The sequence below is a fragment of the Corynebacterium sp. HMSC065D07 genome (assembly GCF_001810695.1).
Classification (GTDB): Bacteria; Actinomycetota; Actinomycetes; order Mycobacteriales; family Mycobacteriaceae; genus Corynebacterium; species Corynebacterium hesseae.
The window spans coordinates 1-18,185 of the sequence record NZ_KV802428.1 but is presented as its reverse complement, the minus strand read 5'-3'; the positions used below and the strand labels follow the sequence as shown (position 1 = coordinate 18,185).

The following is an 18,185-nucleotide window of genomic DNA, read 5'->3' as shown; positions in this document are numbered from 1 at the left end:
AGTAGCAAAGTGAGTAGAAGAATTGACGGACACCACTAATCACGACGACACGCAGCAGCGCCAGCTGCAGCCCGACACCCCCATCGAGGAGGTCACCCTCGAGCGCATCGCGGAGATCTTTGAGTCAGAGAACTTGGAGTACCGCATCGAAGAGCAAAAGACCCAGGACGGCCAGACGGTCAACCTTCTGCGCACCGGTTTCTCCAACGCCGCCATTGCCTTCCAGCTCGTTGGCTCCTCACTCATCGTCGATTCCGTGTGGCGCGGCTCGGTCCCCGCCTCTGAGGGACCTGCGCTCCTCATGCACATCAACGCGTGGAACCAGGACCATTTCACCCCGACTTTCCGCTTCTTCGAGGCGCCCGACAACGCCCTGGCGGTGTCTGGTGCGCGTGATCTCGACGTGACACATGGCGCCTCCCGCAACCAGCTTGGCGCGTTCGTCATGTCTACCTTGGATGCCGTGTTGCAGTCCTTCGAGTGGATTGAACAGCAGTACCCGCAGCTCGTTACCTGGAAGGAGCACAACCATGACTAATCCGACAACCACCGCCGCCGAAGACCCGCACGCACTGCCGGAGGTCACCCTCGACCGCATCATCGAGGCGATGAAGACCTTCGACATCGAACTCGAGCCAGTCACCGGCCGCGACGATGCCGCCACTGCAAACCTCAACGGTCTGCCCTGCATGTTCGCCGTGTTGGAGAGCGTTGCCATCGTGCGCTGTGATGTGCCGACGGACGTCAACTACGCCAAGGCTGATGCAGGCCTTTTCCTGGCGGCCAACCAGATCAACTCCGTGGCCATGGGTGCCCGCGCGGTGATCGCGGACTTCGACGGCATGCTCCTCGTTCGCACTGAGGCCGACCTTCCGTGCGCGGCCGGGATGACCGACGAACAACTCGCAGCCGCACTGCGCGCCTCCGTGGACGGCGTCATCAACGCCCAGAACGCCATGGTCGCCGCCGCCGAAGAAATGGCCAAGCTCGGGTCCGAGTCCGCCGCGCAGGCAGGCGAGGGATCCGAGGACGCCCAGGGTGAACAGCAGTGACCGATCTCCACGTGGTTGAGCCGGTCACCATCGACCGGTTGGCGCAGTTGTGCGAGCTTATCGACGCCGACTATGCCCTCGTCGAGGCAGCACCGGAAGCCACCGAGGACGCTGACACTGGCGACACCGCATCCGCGCGGCGCGTGCTGCAGACCGGTGTCCCCCATATCGCTGTGCACTGTGACCTCGACGCCGAGGGCGACGTGTTGAGCGCCTTCGCTTCCTGGGAAGGCACGCTTCCCGCGCACTTGGAGCAGGACGTGGCTGCCGCCGTGGCGGAGCTGAACTGGGCTAGCGTTGCACCGACGTTGAGTTACCTCATGGAAGAGGATGCAAAGGGAAACGAGGAAATCCACCTAGGCGCCAACCGCGCGATGGCTGTGGGCGAAGGCCTCTCCTTGGCCCAGCTGGGCCACTTCCTGCTGAGCTCGCTCGCCAGCTTCGCGGAAATCTTCGATATCGTGGCGCAGCGCTTCCCGCAGGCAGTCACCTGGGATAAGGAGGAGCAAGCATGAGCCACAACTCGACAACGAACCAGAATGCATCCGTAGGTTCCGATCCCTTCGATATCATGTCCGGCTCACCACTGCCCGCCGTGAGCCGGGATCGCGTGCTCACCGCGCTGAACAGCACCGAACTGGACATGGCGGCCACTGCGCACCCGGAGGATGCGACTGCCGCAGTTGCCCGCCTCAACGATCTGGACTGGGTCATCACCGTGGAAGAGGGCCTCGTGCGCATCGAGTGCGTACTCTCCACGCAGCTCAACGCCGACATGCTCCCCATCTTCCACGTCCTGTGCAATGAGTTCAATGCAGGCGCATTCGATGGGCGCGCGCTCGTCGGGCTGGTCGAGGATGAGGTGGAGCTGCGCGGTGACGCCTGCTTCGTCACCACTGCCGGACTGAACGAAGACCAGCTCTTCCACGCGCTTAACGTGGGCGTCATCAATGCCCAAGAAGCTCTGCTCTCTGTTCTCGATACCTTCAACGCCGCGGCCCGTGAACTTGCCCGCGACGTCGATGACGCAGAAAGCGACTAGCTCTTAGTCGGCGTCCTTAATGCGCTGGCGCTCTACTTCCGGATCAAAGTCGGGCGCTGGCCATTCCAGGTCCAGGTGGCGTAGGAGATCCACGATGAGGAACTTCAGCGCCATCCGGGCATACTTTTTATTATCGGTGGGGATGACGTACCAGGGTGCGTAGTTTTCATCTGTGCGCCGAATGGCATCCTGATAGGCCGCCATGTAGTCATCCCAATAGGCCCGCTCTTCCACATCGGAAGGGTCATATTTCCAGAACTTGTCCTCCCGTTCCGTGCGCTCCAGTAGGTTCTTCTTCTGCGCGTCCTTGGACAGATGCAAGAAAACCTTGATGACTTTGACGCCCTTCGCCGTCAGATCCAGCTCATAGTCGCGGATGGCTTCGATGCGTCGGTCCACTTCTTCTTCATCGACCCACTCGTGTACGCGTTGGATGAGGACATCTTCGTAGTGCGAGCGATCAAAGGCCACGATTTGCCCCGGCTGTGGGTCATGCTTGCGGATGCGCCACAAGAAGTCGTGTTCTAATTCCTCCTCGGTGGGCTTACCAAAGCTCACGGTCGTGGTTCCCTGAGGGTCAAAGGTGTTCAACACGTGGCGGATAGCCCCGCCCTTGCCCGAGGTATCCATGCCCTGCAAGACAATGAGCACCGCTGGGGCGTCCTCACCATAGCTGCGACCATTGGCAAAAAGCCGCTCTTGGAATTCATACAGCTCATCATCGTACTTGGAGAAGCGAGCGGCGAGCTCCTCCTTATCGCCGTCAAAACCGGGGGTTGCCGAAGCATCGACCGAATCAATCTGAAAATTCTTGCCAGCGCGCAGGGACAGTGCGTCCTCAATCTTGAATTTCGCCATGGGTCCCACCCTACCCAGGCGCTGTCTAAGCACCCAGAGTGAACAAGCCTCGCAGCAATGCGCTGAGCGCCCCCAAGCTTGCCAGCGATAGCGAGAGCTTATGCGCCTTGTCCCGTGAGACCCGTCCTGCAATCTTCTTACCTAGGAAGATGCCAATGCACATGCCAACGACGCCGCAGGGCCACACCAGCCAGTGCAAGCCCTCAAAACCGCCGGATCCCAAGAAGAATTTGGTCAACACCGACGACAGGCCGCCAATGAAGAAGCAGGGCTGTAGGGTTGGCGCGAGGACCTCCTTGGGCCACCGCGCAGCCTGCGCATACACAGTGATGACCGGGCCGGCCACGCCCGCAAGCGTGTTGGTGAACCCACCCAAGATGCCCGCGGAAATGGCTGGGCCCGTACCGCGCATCTCCGGGACGAACTTTCGCCCGAAGACCACCACACCCAACGCGATCAACAAGGCCGCGCCAACGAGTACCAACAATGCTGCGGTATCAGTACGCGCGATGAGCAGGGCTGCCGGGATCGAGCCGAGGATCATGAAGGGGCCGATGCGCAGCCACTTTCCCCAATCCACATTCTCACGCATCGAATAGGTCGTGAGAACAGCGTTAAGGCAGGCCAAAACATTGATGACCATGATGCCTTCCACCGGGCCGAGGAAGAGGGTCAGGATTGGTCCACCAATGAGGCCAAGGCCCATGCCGGATACTCGTTGCAGGCAGGAGCCAGCTAGAACTGTGAAGAGAACAACGAGCGGTATTGCCAGTACAGACATGTCCCCTTAGCCTCGGTACCGTTCCATGACAGCAGCAGCCACATGCTCCGGGAACATACCCGTGACATCGCCTCCGTAGTGTGCCACCTGCTTGCACAGCGAGGAGGAAATGTAGCCGTACTTCTCATCTGTTAGCAAGAAGACCGTATCGATACCGGAAAGGCGCCGGTTCATCTGCGCCATGGGCAGCTCGTATTCATAGTCCAAGGAGGAGCGAAGGCCCTTCACAATCGTGTCTATGCCATGCGCGCTGGTGTAATCCACGAGCAGCCCGCCCCACCAATCCACCTCGATTTCCGGGGCGACGGTACGGCGAATCAAATCCACGCGCTCCTCCACGCTGAACAACCCGGAAGGCTTGTCTGGGTTGCCCGTCACCAGGACCGTGACCTTGTCAAAGAGCTCGCTCGCTCGGTTAAACACGTCAACGTGCCCTAGCGTGATGGGATCGAAAGAGCCGGGGCATACGGCGTGGGTCGGCATGGCTAGTCCTCCTGGTTGTCGGTGTGATTGGTGTCCGAGGTCTCCGCGTCGCGGTGATAAATCGCCATATCAAAACGCGCGATACCGAAGGTCCGCTTCTTGAGCTTCTGACCGGTGGGCTCGAAGCCTTCCGGCCATTGTGTCTGTGGCGAATCTACATGGCGCTCGATGACAACTATCGCGGCGTCATCCAGCACCGGCTCGATCGCAGCGAGAAGTCCGTCGACGTCATCGAAGTTATACGGCGGATCCGCGAGCACCATGTCGAAATAGCCGCGCGGTGCGGTGGCCAGGTAGGAGGAGGCATTCATTTCTCGTACCTCTACGCGCGGGTGCTTGACCACCCCAATGTTATGGCGGATGACCTTTACGGCCGCGGCGTTGTTCTCCACGAGGACGACTTCTTCGGCACCGCGGCTGGCCGCCTCCAGACCCAGCGCACCTGAGCCCGCAAACAGATCCAGCACGCGGGAATCAATGAAACCCCAACGCACGTTCAGAGATGAGAAAAGTCCCTCACGGGCACGGTCGGACGTGGGCCTCGTCCCGGCTTCGGGCACCTTGATGGTGCGCCCGCGGGCCTCCCCGGCGATGATTCTGGTCATGGCTTCTACCCTATCTCCCCTGTCCCAGCCGCGGAGACTCCCCTAGTTCTTCTCCAAAAACCCCTGCTCATCGGCGCTCAGGTTGTGCGTCAACTGCTCCGCCAGGTCAGGATTGCGCTCAACCAATGCGGCGGCATCGGCATGCGTGCGCTCGATGATGTCCCTGTCATAAACAAGGTCGAGCAATTTGAGCGTGCGCTTCGTGCCGGATTGGAGCGTTCCCAAGATGTCTCCTTCGTGGCGTTGCGTGAGATCCAATTCGGCAAGGTCAAAGCCGGACGACGTATCCGCGATGGCTTTAATGCGCCGAAAGGACTTGCTGTCTGGCTCGGCCAGCGTATGCAGCAAACACACGGATTCGTTTCCCCCGCGGCCCACGCGCCCGCGCAGCTGATGTAACTGCGAAACTCCAAAATTCTCCGATTCACGGATGAGCATGACGGTGGCGTTGGGCACATCGACGCCGACCTCGATGACCGTGGTGGCCACGAGGACGTCAATCTCCCCGCGGGCGAATCGCTCCATCACCTCATCCTTATCGGGCATCTTGCCGTGGAGCATCTCCACTCGAAGCCCGCGAAAAGGTAGGTTGCGCAATTGCAAAGACATGGTTTCCACCCCGCCCTCGCCTTCAATTCGCGGGCAGACGATATAGGCCTGGTGGCCTTTGCTCACCTCTTCGCGAATGCGCTCGATGGCGCGGCGCACCCATTCCGGTTTCCATTCAGGCACCACCGCGGAAAGGATGGGTTTGCGCCCACCGGGAAGCTCCTTGAGCGTCGAGACTGCCAGGTCACCGAAGACGGTCATGGCAATGGTGCGCGGAATGGGGGTTGCTGTCATCACCAGCACGTGCGGGCTGATGCCCTCACGCGTCTTGGTGCGCAGACTATCGCGCTGCTCCACGCCGAAACGGTGTTGCTCATCCACGATGACCAGGCCAAGATCGAAAAACTCTACGCTGTCCTGGATGATGGCGTGGGTGCCGATGACGATATCGGCCTCACCAGAAACAATCTCCAGCAGCGCCTTGCGCTTCTCCGCCGTCTTCATCGACCCTGTCAAGACCGTAACGGTGACACCATCCGGAACGCTGGCGCTTATCGACGCCCCATGCTGCGCCGCCAGCACCTCCGTCGGCGCCAGGAGCGCGGCCTGCTTGCCGGCGTCTACCGCTTGCAGCATGGCGCACGTGGCAACGAGCGTTTTCCCCGAACCCACCTCGCCTTGCAGCAGTCGCATCATGGGCGCGGTGCCGCAGAGATCAGCATCGATTTCGGCGATGACGCGGCGTTGGCCGTCGGTTAGCGCAAAGGGCAGCTCAGAAAGCAGCTCATCGCGGTAGCCCTCCAGAATGGCTGGCATTGGGGTTGCCGTGCGCGCCTTGACGTCGCGCTGACGAAGGGCCATGACCAATCCGATCGACAAGGCCTCGTTGTATTTCAGACGCTGGATGGCGCGTTCCGGCCCGCTGTCTCCCGGTTCGTGGATTTCGCGCACTGCCTGATCGAGCGTCACCATCATCCGATAGTCCAGCGGCTCCGGAATAGGCGGGGTGTGTTCGAGGACCTTGTGGATGGCACCCATGATGTACCACGACGTCACCTTCCCGCTGGCCGGGTAGACGGGGATCCATTCACGTTGCAAGAAGGTGTCTAGTGAACCGAACTGGGAGAGCTTCTTGAGCGAGCCTGTCCCCTGCCCGGTTGCGCTATCCAGCAGGGACTCCTGATAGCGGCCGGGATCAAGGATGAGGAAGTCGGGGTGCTGCAGGCTGGGATATCCGCGAAAGTACTTCAGCTTGCCGGAGAGCATGACGCGCATACCTCGGCCCAGCACGCGCTGGACGTAGTGCGCGTTAAAGAAGGAGGCTTGGACTCCGTTATCCATGTAGAGGATAAACACCATGGCTTTAGAGGTGTGCTTGACGCGGGCCTCCTCGATGACGCCGGTGATGGTGACGTGATCTCCGTCCTCGGCACCGCCGAGGCCCACGTCCTTGTTGTGGCGGATATAGTCACGCGGATAATGGCTAAGCAGCTCCCCGCACGTGGTGTAGCCGAAGGCGCGCTTGAACGCCGCGGCATCCTTCTTTGCCAGTACTTCCGTCAGCGCCCGATCGTCTTGCCATCCCAGCATGGTCTACTCCACCCCGATCTCCGTGCGCAATCCGGGAACTCGAAGCACAACGACGTCGACACCAAGAATCTGCGTCAACTCTTCAGCATCGATGTCACAGCCGGACAACACAGTGATTTGTTCGCCCCCATAGGCCAACTGGGTGCGGCATGCCGCGATGATGCCGTCGAAGCTTTCTGTTTCCGGATGAGCCACCCGCATAGAACGCGCGGCATCGGACATAGCGGCCACTACTTCGGCCGAACGAGAGGGGTTGGGCGAATACACCGATAGCGCAGCGAGCCCGGCCACGATGGAGCCAGTTGGTATGACTGTCGCCCTGCCTGGATCCCCACCGCACCCGTTGGGCAGGAAAAGATCGCCTACCGCAGCATTCTCTAGATCCTCGCCGGGCCCAATTGCTCGCGCCCCAGCCTTCTCAAATAGCTCCCGTGCGGCACCTTCGGGCACCGCAGCAAAAATGCGCCGCTGCGGGCTCTCGCCCTCGCTGTGCTTCGTGGCGCACGCCCCCGCCTCTGCGGGCGGCAGCGCTTCGAGCCGCAGGTTGCTGACCTTTCCCAGGCCGTAAGCCTTTTCGATCACCGTGCCGGCCTCAGAACTATGGATGTGAACGCTGGCAGAGGTGTCCGTCGCCCGCGCGATGACAAGGCTATTGCCCAGCGGGGCCAAGGTTTGTTCAACCTCAGCGAGGTTTCCCTCGAAGAAGAAGACGGCTTCGATCTCTGCGAGCTCCTCAGGTTTCTCTGGCGCCGAAACGCTCAACGGCTGGTTGGCGGGTTCTTCACCGGTGACCTGTGCAAGCAGGCACTCCAGCAGAATCACGAAGCCGGTACCGCCGGCATCCACGACACCCGCCTCGCGCAGCGCGGGCAGTTGCGACGGAGTCTGCGCCAAGGCCTGCCGTGCGGCGTCTAACGCCGCAACCAGGATGCCGTGCAGCTGGGCACCGGGCTGCCCGGCGGCCTCACTGGCAGCGGCCGCTGCAGCGCGCAAAACGGTGATGATGGTGCCTTCTACTGGGGCGGCAAGCGCGCGATCGACCAACGTGACAGCCAGCGTCAAAGCATCAGCGAGGACCGCGCCATCCACGCGCGAGTCCGTTGTGGCATCGGCAACGCCACGCAGCACCTGCGAGAGCACCATCCCCGAGTTGCCGCGGGCACCGCGCACCGAGCCGATGGCCAATGCTTCGGCGACGTCCGCCTCACCCTTATCGGCCTCCGCCAAGGCGGACTCCATGGTGTGCGCCATGTTGGATCCCGTGTCCGAATCGGGCACCGGGAAAACGTTGAGGGCATTGATTTCAGCGCGGCGGCGCTGCAGCTCCTCCACGGTTCGTGCGGCCCACTCGTGCAAGCCACGAGCATCCAACTCGGCGGGATATGACATGGTGGCTAGTTTACAAGCGCCAGTCCACCGCGGGGACGCCACGGGCCTCTAAGGCCGCGTTTGCGCGGGAGAAAGGGCGCGAGCCGAAGAAGCCACGCCGCGCTGACAGCGGCGAGGGATGCGGGGAAATAATGCAGTCCGTGCCCGGTAGGAAGGCCTGGCAGGACTGGGCGTCGCGGCCCCACAGGATGGCCACGATATCGCGCCCTGCCAGCGCCCTAATGGCTGCCTCGGTAATCGCCTCCCACCCGAGCCGGCGGTGCGAGCCCGCCTGGCCCGGGGCCACGGTGAGTACCCGGTTGAGCAGTAGCACGCCCTGGTCAAACCAGGCCCGCAGGTCACCATCGGCGCGGCCGGGGATGCCGAGGTCGGCGCCAAGCTCGGCGTAGATATTCTTCAGCGAACGCGGGGCCGGAACACCCGGCCGCGTGGAAAAGGACAAGCCCATGGCATGCCCCGGTGTGGGATAGGGATCCTGGCCCACGATGAGCACCCGCACGTCCTCGAGGGGCATCGACAGGGCGGCAAAGACGTCCTCGGCCGGCGGCAAGAACGCTGCCCCAATCTCACGCTCGATGCGTGGGAGGTTGTCCTCCAAGGCCTGCCTGATGTGCGGCATCCACGAATAGTGGATGTGAGAAGTATCGATGTGGCTCACGCAAATCCCTCCCAGCCCTCGCTATAGCGAGGTTCCTCTCCGTCAATGGTCACGCCGGTGCCGCGCATCACTCGGCCAATTTCCCGGAACCCGGAGGGGGCAGCCTTAAACGTCGTAGCCAACAGCGTGTGGTCCTCCCCACCCGCCAAGACCCACTCCCAAGGGTCGATGCCGAGCACCGCACCGGCGGCGGCCACAAGCGGATCGGGAGCAATGGCGCCGCGGTCAAAATCGATGCGCACCCCGGAGCGCTCAGCCAAGTGCCCCACATCGCGCACGAGACCATCCGAGTTATCCGTCATCGCGGTCGAGCCGGTTGCCCGAGCGATGACGCCGCGCCCGGGTGCGAGGGTGGGCGCGCAGTGGGCGTCGATCAACGGCCAGAGCTCGTCCAGCTCCGGGGGCAGCGCGCGGCCATAACGTTGCAAGAGGGCCAAGCCCGCCCCGGAATACCCAATCTTGCCGTGCGCCACTAGCTTCTGGCCCGCACGCGCACCATCCAGAGTCAACGGTGCGCCGCTTCCGCCCAAAGAGCCCATCGCTGTGACGTTGATGACCAGGCTGTCGCTGCGGGTCAAATCACCGCCGACCAGCTCAGCGTTGTACACCGCGCAGCGCTCAGCAATGCCTTGCGCTATCCCACGCACGAAATCCACCGGGGTATCGCCCGGGGCGGCGATCGCCAGAAGCGCTGCAGTGGGCCGAGCCCCCATTGCCTCAATATCGGCAAAGTTGCGCACGATGGCCTTGTGACCGACTTCCGCGGCGGTGGACCAGTCCCGCCGAAAATGCCGGCCCTCCACCATCATGTCCGTCGAGGCCACAGTGCGCGAATTAGGCGCCGCCGGATAAAGCACCGCGGCATCATCGCCGTTGAGTGCACTCGGCGCTGCGGTGACGATTTCATGGATAACGTGCCGTTCGCCGGCTTGGTCGAGGGTATGGGATAAACCCACCGTCACGGACTCCTTTTCCTTGCGCAGATGGCGCACCATTCTGGCACGCCTTCAACGTTCGTTCTTCTTGGGCTATCAGCGATAGGATAAGCCCCTATGGATACCCAATTTAACCGCACCGCTATATACATCTCACTCGGGATTGCCATCGCGATGGTCTTCGCGGTGATTTTTGGGGCAAAGTACGTCATCACCAGCGCCGCGCAACAGCCGGTCGCGCTGCCTCCCACTCCGTCTGAAGCAGCGGACTCCCCCGAATGCGCCGCTGTCGTCGACTCTCTGCCGGAAAAGCTCATGGGATACTCACGGGTCGAACTCGTCGACCCAGCCCCGGCGGGTGCCGCAGCCTGGACGAAGAGCTCGGAGGACAAAGTAACCCTGCGCTGTGGCGTTGACCTGCCGCAGCAGTTTACGGATTATTCCCAGACCATCGAGGCCGACGGCGAATCCTGGTTGCAGGTCATTGACGCCACCCCCGGCTCGAACCTCACGACGTGGTACAGCACCCAGCGCACTCCTGCGGTCGCCGTGACTACGTCTACAGGCGACGCACATTCCGACGCCCCGCAAGGGCTAACAGAAGCCCTCAACAAACTAGATAAAAAGCCTCAAGACCCCAATCCGGCACCGCTATCCAAACTCAAGGCAGGTCCGGATTCCATGTGCCCCGCGCTGGACAAGGCTCTGCCAGACTCACTCGCGGAGGGCTATACGCGCCGCACGGATGCTGGCGCTAAGAACACCTGGGTCTACAGCGCGCCGGGCCATGAGGAAATAGTCGTGCGCTGCGGTGTCGCCGCTCCGGAGAACTACCGCGCGGGCGTTCAGCTCCAGCAGGTTAACGACGTCCCTTGGTTCGAGGACACCACGCTGGCGGAAGGCACCACGGCCGGCACGTGGTTCGCGCTCGGCCGCGCGGAGGACCTCGCGCTGTCTGCCCCGCAAGAAGCGGCGAACTCGGCACTGGTGCGGCTTAGCGACGCCCTCGTTGAAGCCACCCCCGCTCAGTAGGTGTCGCGGCCTCTTTCTTCACCACCTTCCTTTCGCGCACTGCTCAGGGACTAGGAACGCGCGAGAGCGGTCTGGATGAGAGTATCGAGCAGCTCGGCGTAACCCACTCCCACGGCGGCGAAGACCTGCGGGTACATCGAAATCGGCGTGAATCCAGGGAAGGTATTGATCTCGTTGATGCAATAAGAGTCTTCGCTAACGAAGAAATCCACGCGCGACAGCCCCGTTGCGCCCAGCGCCCGGAAGGCCTCGATGGCGCGCTGACGCAGCTCGTCGATGAGCTCCGCGCTCAGCGGCGCAGGAATCGCCGCCGACACTCCCTCATCGATGTACTTGGCGTCGAAGTCATAAAAGCCTTCCTCCGACTCGGTGGTCCCCAAAAGCTTGGCCGGAACAGAGGCTTGCAGGCTTCCGTCCGGGTGCTCGAGGACGCCCACCTCAACCTCGTCTCCGCGGATCTCTGGCTCGACTAGGACCTTGTCATCGGACTCATAAGCCAGGGCCAGCGCCGCGTCAAAATCTTCCCACGCGGAAACCTTGGAGACACCGATGGAGGAACCGCCCCGCGCCGGCTTCACGAAGACAGGCAAACCAAGGCGCTCTTTCTGAGCATCATTCAGCGTATCTCCACCGCTAAGCACTTCTTGGGGTGCGACGGGAAGACCTTCGGCCACCAGGAGCTTCTTGGTGAACTCCTTGTCCATACCCACCGCAGAGGCCAGTACGCCCGCGCCGACGTAGGGGATTCCGGAAAGCTCAAAAAGGCCCTGCACCGTGCCATCTTCCCCATAGGGTCCATGGAGAACTGGAACGATGACATCCACCTCTGTGTAGTGCTCGTGGCGGGTGACATTGTGGATGCGCCCGCGTGTTGCGGGGTTGAGGGATAGCGCCAACTCATCGTGGAGTTCCACCTCAGGCAGGCGCCCATCGACGATGGCAAGGCCCGCGCGGTTGCCCTGGGTCCAGGTGCCTTCCCGCGTGATACCGATCGGCACGACCTCATACTTTTCTGGATCTAGGTGCTCCATGATCGCGCCGGCGGAAATGCATGACACCGAGTGCTCGGAGCTGCGGCCGCCGTACACAACGGCTACGCGCACAGGTTTCGCTTCAGTCATACCGAGCAACTTTACTCGGCTTTACTCAGCTTTCTTGGTACGACCCATCAGAGCGACGATCATGTCGTCGACAGTCACGCCACGGTGACACACTCCATAGACCGCCTGGGTAATGGGCATCTCCACGCCCGCGCGCTGCGCCAACCTAAAAATGGAATCGGAAGAGATAACGCCTTCCGCGACCTGCCCGTTGGTAGCCGCGGTAGCTTCCTCCAGAGTCCCGCCCTGGCCAAGGCGGTAGCCAAAGGTACGGTTGCGCGAGAGCGTCGAGCTGCACGTCGCCACAAGGTCACCCATTCCAGCTAGACCAGAGAAGGTAAATGGATCCGCGCCCAGTTTCACACCAAGGCGGGTAATCTCAGCAAGCCCGCGCGTGATAATGGTCGCCATCGTGTTATTGCCCAACCCCTTGCCAGCGGCCATACCACACGCAAGAGCGATAACGTTCTTGCAGGCGCCACCAATTTCTGCGCCGATAACATCGGTGTTGGTATAGGGGCGGAAATATGGAGCGGCAGCTGCATGCTGGACGGCCTCCGCGCGGGCAGCATCGCTGCAGGCAATAACCGTAGCGGCCGGCTGTTCCTGGGCCACCTCCTTGGCCAAGTTGGGCCCGGAGAGCACGGCAATGCGGTCAGTGGATACGCCGGCGGCATCCGCGATGACCTCGCTCATCAAGTTAAGCGTAGCTTTCTCCACGCCCTTCGAGATTGAGACCAATGTAGCGTCCTCCGGCAAGAGCGGCGCCCATTTCTCCAGGTTTCCGCGAAGGGTCTGAGAAGGAACGCCGAAGATGACGATGTCTGCGGCTTCCAAAGCAGCGGCGGGTTCGGTGGTTGCCCGGATCGACTCAGGCAGTGAGAGCTCCGGGAGATAGTCCGGGTTTTCGTGGCGCGTGTTGATGGTGTTTGCCAGTTCCTCGCGGCGCGCCCACAAGCGGACGTCATTGCCGGCGTCAGCAAAGACTTTCGCCAGCGTGGTTCCCCACGAACCCGCGCCCATTACTGCCACGTTTGCCATGTGCCACCTCACAATCAATTCCACTGCATCGACTTTTCCCATTAAAGCACGCCCGGCATTGAAATACGTTCGGCGCGTAAAGCTGCATCGTGGCGGAGAGTGGAGGAAGATGGAGAAGGTCACAAGCTACAGGCACAAAGGAGCAGCATGCCCAAGGCAAAGAACATGCATGAGACGGATAAAGATATCCGATCGGAGGTCTTCATCTCTGGTCGCCACCAGGAGATCCCTGTCGATCCGGCGGATGAGTTCAAGCGGACGACGCTTGCCGCTGGTGCGGTTCTCTGGCGTGGGGATCCGCACGATCCGGAGGTTGCTATCATCCACCGCCCGCACTACGACGATTGGTCGCTGCCTAAGGGCAAGGTCGATCCGGGCGAATCCCTTCCCGTCACCGCCGCGCGCGAGATCTTCGAGGAAACCGGCTACACCGTGCGCCTGGGCAAGCTCATTGGCAAGGTGGCTTATCCCGTTCAAGGACGCACGAAGGTTGTCTACTACTGGCTGGCACGTGTACTCGACGGCGAATACACCACGAATTCGGAGACCGATGAGCTGCGTTGGATGACAATCGACGAGGCCTGCACGCTGCTCTCCTATGACGTTGATACGCAGGTGCTGGCGAAGGCCAAGAAGCGCCTCCGCCTGGCTCCGACGACGCGTGTGCTGTATGTACGCCATGCACGTGCTCACCAGCGCCGCTCCTGGGAGGGCGATGATGACCTGCGCCCGCTGGATAAGAAAGGCCGCCGCCAAGCAGAGATGCTCGTGCCGATGCTCACGCCTTTTCACCCGACCGCGATTTACAGCGCCCCGCCGCAGCGCTGCCAGCACACCGCCGCACCGTTGGCGGATGAGCTCGGCATGGACATCGCTGTGAACAAAGCATTCGGTGACGATGTGTTTGCTGAATCCCCTGAAGACGCCCGCGCGGCCTTCCAGCGCGTTGTTGACGGCGGCGGTGTCCCCGTCATCGTGAGCCAGGGACTAACCATTCCGGGGATTATCGAATCCTTCGCGCCGAAGTTCATCACGACTCCCATCGACGAGCTCAAGTTCAAGAAGGCTTCGGTGTGGGTGCTCTCCTTCAACGACGGTGAACTTACCGGCGCAGACTACCTCGCTAGCCCGCTGCCCGTGCGATAAGCACTACATCGCCACTTCACTAGGTACCTTTCGCCGCCCTGCTGCTCTATTCCCACCGCACAGCAGGGCGGCGCTGCATAGCGCGGGTGAAAAGGACCATCCCCAAAGCCCAGATCGGGTAGGCGGCAAGGAAGCCGACGATGGGGATAAATATGACAAAGCTCGTGATGAGGGAACAGATCAAGATAAAGAGCAGCGATTGCCCAAGGTTCTCAATGACCAAGTTCAAAGCCTCCCGGAAGCACTCCATGAGAGGCTTATCCGGGGCATCAGCCTTGATAACAGGCGCTGGCCACAGAAGCGCAAAGAGAATCAGTCCGGGGAAGCCGCCCGCAATTGTTCCGAGCATTGCCAAAATAAAGAAGCAAGCATAGACGCCGGCGCAACCATTCAGCTGGGCAAACCTAAAGTAGTCGCGGAAGGTGACCTTCTCCCCATCAGCGATCTTCCGGGAGCCATTAAAAAGGTTCGCCATCAGCCAGAAAAGATAAGCGAAGGCGGCTAGCCCCATGACAACCATGAGAGGGATCCCCACGGTAGTCGCTAAAGGCTTGATGTCCGTGCCATTTCCTTCCATTACTGCGAATACACCGCCTACAACGGTTCCCGGCACAAGAAGAAGAGCAAACGTGATAATGAGATGCACCAGCATGGCTAGCATCCCTGGCACCGGTTGCTTTAAGTAACCCTTGAATGACTGGCCCAGAATATCCATGGCGTCAATGGGCGGCGCTCCTGCCCCGCCGGGTGGGTTGCCAGGTACTGCGCCGGGCTGGTGGTACCCATAGCTTCCCGGCTGCTGGTAGCCGTAGCCGTTTGGTTGCTGGTAGCCGTAACTCCCGGATTGTTGATAGTCGTAGCCACCGGGCTGGTGATAATCCGAGCCACCGTACCCGGTGCTGCCGCCGAATTGATTGCCGTTCTCTCTGCTAAAGCCGTCAAAAGGGTTAGTCATGCTGAGGATGTTAACGGCGCTATGTGCACCGCGCTACAGGAAGCGGGGAATACTACCCCACCGATGCCGCCTCCGCTAAGACGCAAGGACGCGCGGTTTGAATCCCGGGCGATTGGATTCAAAGGCATCGATATCCGTCTCATTGCGCAGGGTCAGGCCGATATCATCCAGCCCCTCCATAAGGCGCCAACGGGTGTAGTCATCGATATCGAAGGTATAGCTATTGCCGCCCACGGTAACCGTGCGCGCCTCCAAGTCGACGGTGGTTTCGGTCTCCCCGGCCTCTAGCTGCTTCCAGATAAGCTCAATGTCTTCTTGTTCCATGAGTCCCGTCAGCAAGCCCGCTTTACCGGAGTTGCCGCGGAAGATATCTGCGAAGCGCGAGGAGAACACCGCCTTGAAGCCGAATTCCGCAAGCGCCCACACCGCATGCTCACGGGAAGAACCGGTACCAAAGTCCGGGCCTGCGAAGAGCACGGAGCCCTCTTTAAACGGTTCTTGGTTGAGCACGAAGTTCTTATCGCTGCGCCAATTGGAGAACAGGCCGTCGGCAAAGCCGGTGCGCTTCACGGATTTCAGGTAACGCGCGGGAATAATCTGGTCGGTGTCCACATTGGAGACACGCAGCGGAACGCCGACGCCCGTGTGAGTAATAAACTTCTCCATTGTCTTTTTCCTTTCCTTAAGCGCCGGCGAAAGCGGAATCGTCGATGTCTGCTGGTGCGGCCAGGTGGCCCAGAACGGCAGTTGCCGCAGCGACGGCCGGGGACACCAGGTGGGTGCGGCCACCAGGGCCCTGACGGCCCTCAAAGTTGCGGTTGCTTGTCGACGCCGACCTCTCCCCCGGCTTCAGCTGGTCCGGGTTCATGCCCAAGCACATCGAGCAGCCAGCGGTGCGCCACTCGGCGCCGAAGTCGGTGAAGATCTTGTCCAGCCCTTCCTCCTCAGCCTGGGCCTTGACCACGGCCGAAGACGGAACCACCATCATGCGGGTATCAGCCGCGATGCTGCGCCCCTTGACCACTTCGGCGGCCGCGCGCAGATCCTCGATGCGCGCGTTCGTGCACGATCCAAGGAAGACCGTGTCGATCTGGATATCGCGCAGCGGCGTGCCGGGTTTCAGGTCCATGTAGGCCAAGGCCTTCTCGACGGCGGCTTTTTCGCCGTCGTCGCCGCACTCCTCTGGGTCGGGCACCGCAGCGCTCAATGGCAAGCCCTGTCCCGGGTTAGTACCCCAAGTCACGAAAGGCGTCAGCGCGGAGCCGTCGATCTCCACGACGGTGTCGAATTCGGCGCCGTCGTCAGTCGGCAGCGTCTTCCAGTACTCGACGGCCGCGTCCCAATCTTCTCCTTGGGGTGCGAACTCACGGCCCTTGACGTACTCAAAAGTGGTCTCATCCGGAGCCACCATGCCGGCGCGGGCACCGGCCTCGATGGACATATTGCAGATGGTCATGCGGGCTTCCATCGACATCTTGCGAATGGCCTCACCGCGGTACTCGATGATGTGGCCTTGGCCGCCGCCGGTGCCAATCTTGGCAATGATCGCCAAAATCAAATCCTTGGCGGAAACGCCCTCCGCCAGCTCACCGCTGACCTTGATGGCCATTGTCTTAAAGGGCTTAAGCGAAAGTGTCTGGGTGGCCATGACGTGCTCCACCTCAGAGGTACCGATGCCCATGGCAATAGAACCGAAGGCGCCGTGCGTCGACGTGTGCGAGTCACCGCACACGATGGTCATGCCGGGCTGCGTAATGCCCAGCTGAGGACCCACTGTGTGAACGATGCCCTGTTGAGCATCACCCATCGAATGCAGGCGCACGCCGAACTCTTCACAGTTCTTGCGCAGCGTGGACACCTGCGTGCGGGAGACCTCATCCTTGATTTCTAAAAGGTTACCGGACTTAATGCCCACGGTTGGAACGTTATGGTCCTCAGTGGCCAGGTGCAGCTCTGGGTGACGCATCCTGCGACCGGCCAGGCGAAGACCATCGAAAGCCTGCGGGCTGGTAACTTCATGCAAGAGCTGGAAGTCAACATAAAGGAGATCGGGCTCACCGTTCTCACCTTTACGCACGACATGGTCGCGCCATACCTTCTCTGCGAGTGTCAGTTTCTCAGTCATGTGCCTCTCCACTTGAAATCTCAATTAATGGGACGTAGATTTCATTATATGGGAGAGTATAGCGCAGTATCAGGAATTAAGGTATTGGATCGCGCAGTAGCCATCATGATGGCCGCGACCAATCAGCCTTCTACGCTCAACGAGCTTTGTGAGACCACCGGCCTGCCTCGGGCAACGGCACACCGTCTCGCCACAGCGCTCGAGGCGCACCGAATCCTCACCCGCACCCCCGATGGAAAGTGGGGCGCTGGGCCGGCCCTACCCGGCAACCGTGATCGCATAATCGAAACCGCAGGCCCCATTATGGAGGAGCTGCTCGACGCCACCGGTGAGTCCGTCCAGCTTTACGAACTCTCCGGCACCACGCGCACGTGCATCGCCACGCGTGAGCCGGAGATCGGACTCCACAACGTGGTGCCCGTAGGCCGCCAGCTTCCACTCACCTCCGGTTCCGCCGCCCGCGTCTTCGCCGCCTTTGCTGATGTCCATGTTCCCGATGCCATCTTTAGTGAGCACGATGTCGAGCTCGCGCGCACCAACGGCTACTCCGAATCCATCGAAGAGCGCGAGTCAGACCTCGCTTCCGTTTCCGCCCCCGTCTTCGACGGCGCAGGAAACTTCATCGCCGTCCTTTCCGTCTCCGGTTCCGCCGAACGCTTCCGCCCTTCCCCGGCGGAAAAGTTCGCAGATGTCCTGGTTAGCGCATCCAACCGCTTAAGTGCCGCACTCTCCAATGGCACGCCACGCGACGGCCACCGCTAAGACAACCCGCTAAGAACTGGCCACTTAGCGCAGCACACTTAGCGCAGCGCTGTTATGTCCATAGGGTTTTTGGACACGGAGT

At 61.2% G+C, this 18,185-nt stretch carries 20 protein-coding genes; 7 read left to right on the top strand and 13 right to left on the bottom strand.

Translation table 11 applies throughout. The features are described 5' to 3' along the window. Positions 1-22: 22 nt before the first annotated feature. The 4 genes from HMPREF2760_RS02335 to HMPREF2760_RS02320 are packed head-to-tail and all read left to right on the top strand — an operon-like array spanning position 23 to position 2,094. Positions 23-538: a YbjN domain-containing protein gene (locus tag HMPREF2760_RS02335; RefSeq protein WP_070524343.1), complete on the top strand. Its 516-nt coding sequence runs from the start codon at positions 23-25 to the stop codon at positions 536-538. Beyond that, on the top strand, positions 531-1,052 hold the full coding sequence (locus HMPREF2760_RS02330; RefSeq protein WP_070524347.1) for a YbjN domain-containing protein: 522 nt from the start codon (positions 531-533) through the stop codon (positions 1,050-1,052). Before HMPREF2760_RS02335 ends, HMPREF2760_RS02330 begins: the two co-directional genes overlap by 8 nt. Beyond that, positions 1,049-1,567, top strand: coding sequence for a hypothetical protein (locus HMPREF2760_RS02325; protein ID WP_070524348.1), 519 nt, complete (start codon positions 1,049-1,051; stop codon positions 1,565-1,567). The genes HMPREF2760_RS02330 and HMPREF2760_RS02325 overlap by 4 nt, the downstream gene beginning before the upstream one ends. Beyond that, positions 1,564-2,094: a hypothetical protein gene (locus HMPREF2760_RS02320; RefSeq protein WP_070524349.1), complete on the top strand. Its 531-nt coding sequence runs from the start codon at positions 1,564-1,566 to the stop codon at positions 2,092-2,094. Before HMPREF2760_RS02325 ends, HMPREF2760_RS02320 begins: the two co-directional genes overlap by 4 nt. A 3-nt stretch (positions 2,095-2,097) precedes the next feature. Here the strand turns inward: HMPREF2760_RS02320 and HMPREF2760_RS02315 are convergent, their stop codons facing one another. Genes HMPREF2760_RS02315 through HMPREF2760_RS02280 form a run of 8 tightly spaced genes read right to left on the bottom strand, consistent with a single transcriptional unit; the run spans position 2,098 to position 10,002 of the window. After that, positions 2,098-2,952 carry a PPK2 family polyphosphate kinase gene (locus HMPREF2760_RS02315; RefSeq protein ID WP_070564382.1) on the bottom strand — a complete coding sequence of 285 codons (855 nt, stop codon included), beginning with the start codon at positions 2,950-2,952 and terminating at the stop codon, positions 2,098-2,100. Positions 2,953-2,977: 25 nt separating this feature from the next. Then, on the bottom strand, positions 2,978-3,733 hold the full coding sequence (locus HMPREF2760_RS02310; RefSeq protein WP_070596564.1) for a sulfite exporter TauE/SafE family protein: 756 nt from the start codon (positions 3,731-3,733) through the stop codon (positions 2,978-2,980). Between the two features lie 6 nt (positions 3,734-3,739). Continuing rightward, the gene (coaD, locus tag HMPREF2760_RS02305; protein WP_070596563.1) at positions 3,740-4,216 is read right to left on the bottom strand and encodes a pantetheine-phosphate adenylyltransferase; all 477 of its coding nucleotides are present in this window, start codon (positions 4,214-4,216) and stop codon (positions 3,740-3,742) included. Between the two features lie 2 nt (positions 4,217-4,218). Next, positions 4,219-4,821: a 16S rRNA (guanine(966)-N(2))-methyltransferase RsmD gene (rsmD, locus tag HMPREF2760_RS02300; RefSeq protein WP_070596562.1), complete on the bottom strand. Its 603-nt coding sequence runs from the start codon at positions 4,819-4,821 to the stop codon at positions 4,219-4,221. A 42-nt stretch (positions 4,822-4,863) separates the two neighbouring features. Continuing rightward, positions 4,864-6,960 (bottom strand): ATP-dependent DNA helicase RecG, encoded by a 2,097-nt coding sequence (locus HMPREF2760_RS02295; RefSeq protein ID WP_070596561.1) that lies wholly within the window; start codon positions 6,958-6,960, stop codon positions 4,864-4,866. A 3-nt stretch (positions 6,961-6,963) separates the two neighbouring features. After that, entirely contained in the window at positions 6,964-8,349 is a 1,386-nt protein-coding gene (locus HMPREF2760_RS02290; RefSeq protein ID WP_070524363.1) for a DAK2 domain-containing protein, read from the bottom strand. Between the two features lie 10 nt (positions 8,350-8,359). After that, positions 8,360-8,968, bottom strand: a complete 609-nt coding sequence (locus HMPREF2760_RS02285) for a uracil-DNA glycosylase (protein ID WP_209167807.1) — start codon at positions 8,966-8,968, stop codon at positions 8,360-8,362. A gap of 35 nt (positions 8,969-9,003) precedes the next feature. Then, a complete protein-coding gene (locus tag HMPREF2760_RS02280) occupies positions 9,004-10,002 on the bottom strand; it encodes a thiamine-phosphate kinase (RefSeq protein WP_070524368.1) in 999 nt (332 codons plus the stop codon). Between the two features lie 57 nt (positions 10,003-10,059). Here HMPREF2760_RS02280 and HMPREF2760_RS02275 point away from each other — a divergent pair, with 57 nt between their 5' ends. After that, the gene (locus tag HMPREF2760_RS02275) at positions 10,060-10,974 is read left to right on the top strand and encodes a DUF3515 domain-containing protein (RefSeq protein ID WP_070524370.1); all 915 of its coding nucleotides are present in this window, start codon (positions 10,060-10,062) and stop codon (positions 10,972-10,974) included. A gap of 50 nt (positions 10,975-11,024) precedes the next feature. Here HMPREF2760_RS02275 and HMPREF2760_RS02270 read toward each other — a convergent pair whose 3' ends face one another. Together HMPREF2760_RS02270 and HMPREF2760_RS02265 are read right to left on the bottom strand one after the other, a co-directional pair. Continuing rightward, on the bottom strand, positions 11,025-12,095 hold the full coding sequence (locus HMPREF2760_RS02270; RefSeq protein ID WP_070524372.1) for a D-alanine--D-alanine ligase family protein: 1,071 nt from the start codon (positions 12,093-12,095) through the stop codon (positions 11,025-11,027). A gap of 21 nt (positions 12,096-12,116) precedes the next feature. Continuing rightward, positions 12,117-13,115 (bottom strand): NAD(P)H-dependent glycerol-3-phosphate dehydrogenase, encoded by a 999-nt coding sequence (locus HMPREF2760_RS02265; RefSeq protein ID WP_070524374.1) that lies wholly within the window; start codon positions 13,113-13,115, stop codon positions 12,117-12,119. A gap of 147 nt (positions 13,116-13,262) precedes the next feature. Between HMPREF2760_RS02265 and HMPREF2760_RS02260 the strand changes: the two genes are divergently transcribed. Further along, positions 13,263-14,261 (top strand): NUDIX hydrolase, encoded by a 999-nt coding sequence (locus tag HMPREF2760_RS02260; protein ID WP_070524377.1) that lies wholly within the window; start codon positions 13,263-13,265, stop codon positions 14,259-14,261. 46 nt (positions 14,262-14,307) lie between these two features. On the opposite strand, the gene HMPREF2760_RS02255 is transcribed toward HMPREF2760_RS02260, so the two are convergent. The 3 genes from HMPREF2760_RS02255 to leuC form a co-directional block, all read right to left on the bottom strand. Beyond that, positions 14,308-15,216, bottom strand: a complete 909-nt coding sequence (locus HMPREF2760_RS02255; RefSeq protein WP_070596560.1) for a hypothetical protein — start codon at positions 15,214-15,216, stop codon at positions 14,308-14,310. 75 nt (positions 15,217-15,291) lie between these two features. Continuing rightward, positions 15,292-15,882, bottom strand: a complete 591-nt coding sequence (gene leuD / locus HMPREF2760_RS02250) for a 3-isopropylmalate dehydratase small subunit (RefSeq protein WP_070596559.1) — start codon at positions 15,880-15,882, stop codon at positions 15,292-15,294. A 16-nt stretch (positions 15,883-15,898) separates the two neighbouring features. Then, positions 15,899-17,341 (bottom strand): 3-isopropylmalate dehydratase large subunit, encoded by a 1,443-nt coding sequence (gene leuC / locus HMPREF2760_RS02245; RefSeq protein WP_070596558.1) that lies wholly within the window; start codon positions 17,339-17,341, stop codon positions 15,899-15,901. A 48-nt stretch (positions 17,342-17,389) separates the two neighbouring features. On the opposite strand from leuC, the gene HMPREF2760_RS02240 reads away from it, so the two are divergent. After that, positions 17,390-18,103 (top strand): IclR family transcriptional regulator, encoded by a 714-nt coding sequence (locus HMPREF2760_RS02240; protein ID WP_070524385.1) that lies wholly within the window; start codon positions 17,390-17,392, stop codon positions 18,101-18,103. Positions 18,104-18,185 lie beyond the last annotated feature (82 nt).